The sequence below is a fragment of the Arthrobacter sp. B0316-1-20 genome, assembly GCF_059091865.1.
This window is the reverse complement of sequence record NZ_JBNHHC010000129.1, coordinates 1-5172: the sequence shown is the minus strand read 5'-3', so window position 1 is coordinate 5172 and position 5172 is coordinate 1. Positions and strand designations below refer to the sequence as shown.

Genomic DNA, 5172 nt, shown 5'->3' with positions numbered 1-5172 from the left:
GCTGATATTGGCGGGTTGGAACGGTGGGTGCGGGCGGTTCGGTGGAAGCGGGGAGTCCTTGTCGAGGCCGTTCCTCCCGTCCTAGGGTGGGAGAGGTACGCCCGCGGGTAGGTTCCCGACGGGGGAGCCGGCGGTGCGGCCGCGAAGGAAAAAACAGTATGGCAACAGGCACCGTGAAGTGGTTCAACGCCGAAAAGGGTTTCGGCTTCATCACCCAGGATGACGGCGGGCCGGATGTGTTCGCGTACTTCAGGCAGATCGCCGCCAGCGGCTACCGCTCCCTGGAGGAAAACCAGCGGGTCGAATTCGACGTCGTTCAGGGCCAGAAGGGCCTGCAGGCCGAAAACATCCGCCCCCTCTAAGGACTTTCAAGCCAACAGCACCCCCGGAGCCCTGAGGTCCGGGGGTGCTGCGGTCTTAACGTAAGAACGTTTAGGCTGCAAATCCTAGGGACCTCCCGTATCCCTGCTCCGCCCGGTAGCGTCTGCGGGGTCCCGGCGCGACCCACTGGTTCGGTGGGCTAGACGGAGGCGGGCATACTCTGGCCCGGTCCCCGGGCCGGAATGTCAACGGTGACGGTGCCGTCCTCATGGCGGATGAGATGGGCGACCCCGTAGAGGGCCGCGTCCTTCCGACCCTGTTCGATCATCGCTTCGCGGCTGCGGGAGGCGGCAACGGCGAACGGGTCGGTAATGCCGATCCGCCGGTTGCCCCAGCGGCCATCCTCACAGTAGGTTTCGATATCGCCTTTAGCCATGCGCTGCAGCCTTTCCCGTTGGTGCCCTGAGGATGGAACGCATTCAGCGTACCGGCCCCAATCCGCAACGGATCGGACGCATCGACGCATAGTGCAATGGAGGGCCGGCATCCTGTCCTGTAGCCGGTGTTCACATCCCGCCATCCCGGTTTCGCACGAGCCGCATCTTTCATATGCGCTGATATCGGCGTTTGTCGGTCTGCCGTGCTGCTTTATCCGCGAGGGCACAGGGTCTATTCGAAGAAATCCTCGTCGATTTCGGCGACCGTGTAGGTTTTGGCGATCTGAACACCCACGCCGTGGCGGATCATCAGGTCGGTCAGCTGCTTGCCGTCAATGAGGATGATCCGTGTCGGGATGGATTTGGCGTATTCCAGGGCCCCGGCGGAGAACCGGCTGGTGGTGATGAAGACCCCGCGGGTGGCCCCGCGGCCGGCCAGGGCCCCGACGAACGACTGGATCGCTTCCCGGCCGACCGTGACGTCTGCAGCGTAGCGTTTGGCCTGGATATAGATCTGGTCCAGGCCCAGGGCGTCCTGGTCGATGACGCCGTCCACGCCTCCGTCGCCGGATCCGCCGATGCGCCGGCCGCGGTTTTCGGCCCCGCCGTAGCCCATCGCCAGCAGGAGTTTCACCACGGCTTCTTCAAAGAAGTCCGGGTGGCGGTCCTGCAGCCGCTTGAGCAGGTCCGTGGCCAGATCCGCCCGCAGCAGTTCGATGCCGCGTTCGATCTGTTCGGTCGGGTCCAGTTCGGAGTCTTCGACGGTGATATCCACCGGGTCGGCCTTGGAGACGTTCTGCCGCTGCGGCTCGTAGTCGCGGTAGGCCGGGATGTCCTTCAGGACGTCCTGGGTGACGGCCTGCGGGTTCCGGTGCAGCAGTTCCCGGCCCAGATCGGTGATGACGAACCTGCCGCGTTCGGGCTTGGCGACCGCTGTCGCCCGGGTCAGGTCCGACATGGCCCACCCGATCCGGTTCTCCGCTTTGGACTGGCCGGAGGAGAGCATCACTGCCCGCTGCGCCTCGGTCATTCCGGCCTCGTCCAGAACCGCTGCCATCAGGTCCCGGCGGACTCTCGGTTGACCGTCGGCCAGCACCCGAAGAACCGGAACCATAAACTCATGCCATTTGGGAATCGGTTCAACAACGGCTGGAACAGCTTCGTCCGTCACAATCCTCCTTCGAAAGCCGCGCGCGGCAGGAATGCATAGAGCATTTCAAACAAACCGGGCCGGAGTCTACGGAACATCCCGGGACCTGCCGCGGGAGGATGCAACAGAGAAGAACCGGTGAAGAATGAACCGGGCGGGTTTGGGTAGATCTTTGGGTTTTCTTGCCGAAAATCTGAGCCGGACACGGGACGATTCACCTGACAGAAAAAAGCATTCCGGCGCCCGTGTGAACCATAAAGCGGGGCCGGAAATATCCGAAGCAACATGACAGCGGGACTGGCAGCAACTCCTCCTCAAAGCAGCGGAGGGACTGCATTATCCAGGGACAATATCCCGTCACCAAGGAGCGGTTTCAGATGGCAAAGCGAGTGCAGATTAAACTGATTTCCGACCTGGACGGCGGGCCGGCGGACGAAACAGTCCAATTCGCCATCGACGGCACGAACTACGAAATCGATCTGTCCGCTGACGACGCCAGGGTCCTGCGCAAGACCTTCACACAGTATGTAAAAGCCGGACGCAAGGCCTCGGCGGCCTCCGCACGCGGGAAGGCCGCGCCCACGGCGCCAGCCGGCTCCAGCCGTGAAGCAACCCGGAAAATCCGCGAATGGGCCAAGAAAAACGGCTACACCGTTTCCGGGAGGGGACGGATCTCCTCCGAGGTCGTCGAAGCCTACCGTAAAGCGGTGTCCTGAATACCGCGGACAGGTGGGTAAGCCGTCTACGCACCCACCTGCCCGGAGGGCTATTTGGCCGGGTACTCTCAGATCCAGCCGCCCTGGCCGTCGTCGCTGAAGACGATGCTGCCGCTGCCCAGGGGCACCAGTGTTGGCAGGAGCGAGGCGCTTATCTCCAAGCGGGACATATGCGCTGTTATCGGTCACCTGGCCGGAACTTCCGGCCCGAAATTTGGGTATATCAGATGTACCCTCAAGGATGCCGACACGCAAGGACGCTCTGCCTGACCCTGCCACGGCAGGCGCCGGCAGAGTATCGTCGACGGGAACCCGGTTCAGCGGCCACGACGGGAAGACCGCTCCCGGTGCCCGCCAAATCGGAGCCTGCCCTTCGTCGGCGCAGTTGTTCAACGCTGCAGGAGTATATAAATGACTGTGAACCGTGACGCTGTACAGCACTTCGTCGATCAGCTCGCCGAAAAGCTTGGTCGGTCCGTGGCTGTTGATGACCGCCATCGCCACTTCGTCACCAGTAGCCGTCATTTCGGCGACCTGGACGGCCTGCGCGTGAACGTGCTCGTTTCCCGCCACCTGGACGATGAATCGTCTGCCTACCTGTACAGCTTCGTGGATGCGGCAAACCTCAGAGGTCCTATCCGCATTCCCGCGAACGACGGCCTCGGAATCACGGTCCGTCGGTGCTATCCGGTGCAGCGAAACGGCGAATGGGTTGGGTTTCTCTGGCTGATCGGAGAGGCCAGCGAAGCTGACGACAGAATAGTTGCGGCCTCTCTTCCCGAATTTGCCCTCATACTGAGCCAGGAACCAGACAGAACGGTACAGCAGGAAGCCGTCGTCTGGGCCACGTTCCTGAAGATCCTTTCCAAACCGAACCGCAGGCATGAGCTAAGGGATTTTTGGAAGGGTCAACTAATCGACCCGCAAACCAACATCGCCGTCTTCGTGGTCTATTTCCACCAGGAACCGGAAGATCCGGTTCGTCCGGCGCAGATCCTCGATGAACTTATAGCCAGGTCAATACATGACCGCAGGATCATCAGGACAGCTTCAGTCGCACGGGGACGGATCGCCCTGACCGTCATCAGGGACCAACACCGCCGTTCCCCGGACAAAGCCGGATTCCCGGTCGATCACTCATTAGCCAGGCAGGAATACGACCGGCTGTCTGTCGGTCTTAGCAGCTGGGGTCGGGTCACCGAAGTCGAGGAGTTGCTTACGCAGGCGGCGCTTGCCGCCTACGCGGCCATTGACAGGAACAAACGCTGCTTGTCATGGTCCGACTGCAATTTTCAGGGGGTTCTCCTGCGCGCGGTTTTGGAGGACCCGGCCCAAGTCATCCCTGCACCAGTCAGTGAACTGGCTACATCGAGTTCGGGTGCCGCTTTGATGAAAACAGTATCGGTCTTCCTGGAAGAAAGCGGCGACATCACCAGAGCATCGCAGCGCCTTAATATCCACCGGACCACTCTTTACTACCGGCTCGCGCGGATTGAAGAACAGACCGGATATGACTTGAAGAACGGCAATGATCGCCTCGCCCTCCAAATCGGTGTTGGGCTTATGGCCTTCCTGGAGACCGAATTGCCTCTCTTTCTACATTCCGAGGAAAACTAGGTCCAAGGTTCATACACGCGCATATGGTCCATGCGCTAAGCCCCCATATACGCTCTTCACAGGTCATGGTGACCGGAATCACATACCGGCGCAATAGCGCTTTCCATGCATGACAAAGGAGTCATAATGATCGAACGAAAAGGCGATTGTGTTTACCCGTTCAACCTTCATGAAGGTAAAAGTCCCCTCTCGATCCAGAGTTATTTCCTGACGGAATCCGAATTGCCTGTAATGGTGCAGGCCTGGGAATTTCCGGTTGGGGGAGGGGAGGGGATACACAGTCATCCCCGCTCCGGCGAAAACCTGGAAGAGCTTTACTTTGTCATGTCCGGAACAGCGCAACTGACGGTTAACGGCGCACATCAGCTGCTTTATCCCGGGGACGCCGCACTGACCCGCCCTGAAGACGACCGTGGCGTGGAAAATGCGGGAAATACTCCCTTGAGAATGCTTGTGATCTGGGGGCACCCCAGTGATGCGCGGCCCGACTTCAAACAGTTCGACACCGTTCAAGCCGCACTTAAATGCCGGCAGGGTCAGCCGGCCTGAAGTTCTGCGCCGCTATTAACGAGGCAATCTACCGCAAAGCCGGACGTAAAAAACGGCTTCATTTGTTCGTATTGATCGTCCAGCCGGGCGCAGCTGTAAAAAGCCTGGCTTCAGTGAAAGTTGATTGATGTGACGGCTACCTCAGTTAGGTCTAATAGAGCTCTTCCGAAAAAAACCATCATTGCCGGAGCCTTGGGCAACTTTGTCGAATGGTATGACGCAATTGTTTTTGCATATGCTGCTGCCACCATAGGCCACATTTTCTATGGGAACGCCAGCGAATCCGTGCAGCTCCTAGCGTCCTTCAGCACCTTTGCTGTCACGTATGCCGTTCGCCCGTTCAGCGGTATCGCGCTCGGAATCATAGCCGACAAGATTGGCC

At 60.0% G+C, this 5172-nt stretch carries 6 protein-coding genes and 1 pseudogene; 5 read left to right on the top strand and 2 right to left on the bottom strand.

Annotation, left to right across the window (positions count from 1 at the left end):
- Window positions 1–158 precede the first annotated feature (158 nt).
- A complete protein-coding gene (locus AC5RW2_RS40270; protein WP_494075249.1) occupies window positions 159–362 on the top strand; it encodes a cold-shock protein in 204 nt (67 codons plus the stop codon).
- Window positions 363–520: 158 nt separating this feature from the next.
- Here AC5RW2_RS40270 and AC5RW2_RS40265 read toward each other — a convergent pair whose 3' ends face one another.
- Window positions 521–757, bottom strand: coding sequence for a DUF2188 domain-containing protein (locus AC5RW2_RS40265; RefSeq protein WP_494037188.1), 237 nt, complete (start codon window positions 755–757; stop codon window positions 521–523).
- Window positions 758–990: 233 nt separating this feature from the next.
- A complete protein-coding gene (locus AC5RW2_RS40260) occupies window positions 991–1872 on the bottom strand; it encodes a restriction endonuclease (RefSeq protein ID WP_494075248.1) in 882 nt (293 codons plus the stop codon).
- A 413-nt stretch (window positions 1873–2285) separates the two neighbouring features.
- On the opposite strand from AC5RW2_RS40260, the gene AC5RW2_RS40255 reads away from it, so the two are divergent.
- The 4 genes and pseudogenes from AC5RW2_RS40255 to AC5RW2_RS40240 all read left to right on the top strand — a co-directional run.
- The gene (locus AC5RW2_RS40255; protein WP_494075247.1) at window positions 2286–2624 is read left to right on the top strand and encodes a histone-like nucleoid-structuring protein Lsr2; all 339 of its coding nucleotides are present in this window, start codon (window positions 2286–2288) and stop codon (window positions 2622–2624) included.
- 411 nt (window positions 2625–3035) lie between these two features.
- Window positions 3036–4241, top strand: a complete 1206-nt coding sequence (locus AC5RW2_RS40250; protein WP_494037345.1) for a PucR family transcriptional regulator — start codon at window positions 3036–3038, stop codon at window positions 4239–4241.
- Between the two features lie 126 nt (window positions 4242–4367).
- Window positions 4368–4790, top strand: a complete 423-nt coding sequence (locus AC5RW2_RS40245) for a cupin domain-containing protein (protein WP_493986624.1) — start codon at window positions 4368–4370, stop codon at window positions 4788–4790.
- A gap of 120 nt (window positions 4791–4910) precedes the next feature.
- Window positions 4911–5172, top strand: a pseudogene (locus AC5RW2_RS40240) (hypothetical protein); the annotation flags it as partial.

Bases quoted from the DNA above. Each gene is read 5' to 3' on its own strand.
- AC5RW2_RS40260 (WP_494075248.1), bottom strand. From the start codon at position 1,872: ATGGTTCCGGTTCTTCGGGTGCTGGCCGACGGTCAACCGAGAGTCCGC.
- AC5RW2_RS40255 (WP_494075247.1), top strand. From the start codon at position 2,286: ATGGCAAAGCGAGTGCAGATTAAACTGATTTCCGACCTGGACGGCGGG.
- AC5RW2_RS40270 (WP_494075249.1), top strand. From the start codon at position 159: ATGGCAACAGGCACCGTGAAGTGGTTCAACGCCGAAAAGGGTTTCGGC.
- AC5RW2_RS40245 (WP_493986624.1), top strand. From the start codon at position 4,368: ATGATCGAACGAAAAGGCGATTGTGTTTACCCGTTCAACCTTCATGAA.
- AC5RW2_RS40250 (WP_494037345.1), top strand. From the start codon at position 3,036: ATGACTGTGAACCGTGACGCTGTACAGCACTTCGTCGATCAGCTCGCC.
- AC5RW2_RS40265 (WP_494037188.1), bottom strand. From the start codon at position 757: ATGGCTAAAGGCGATATCGAAACCTACTGTGAGGATGGCCGCTGGGGC.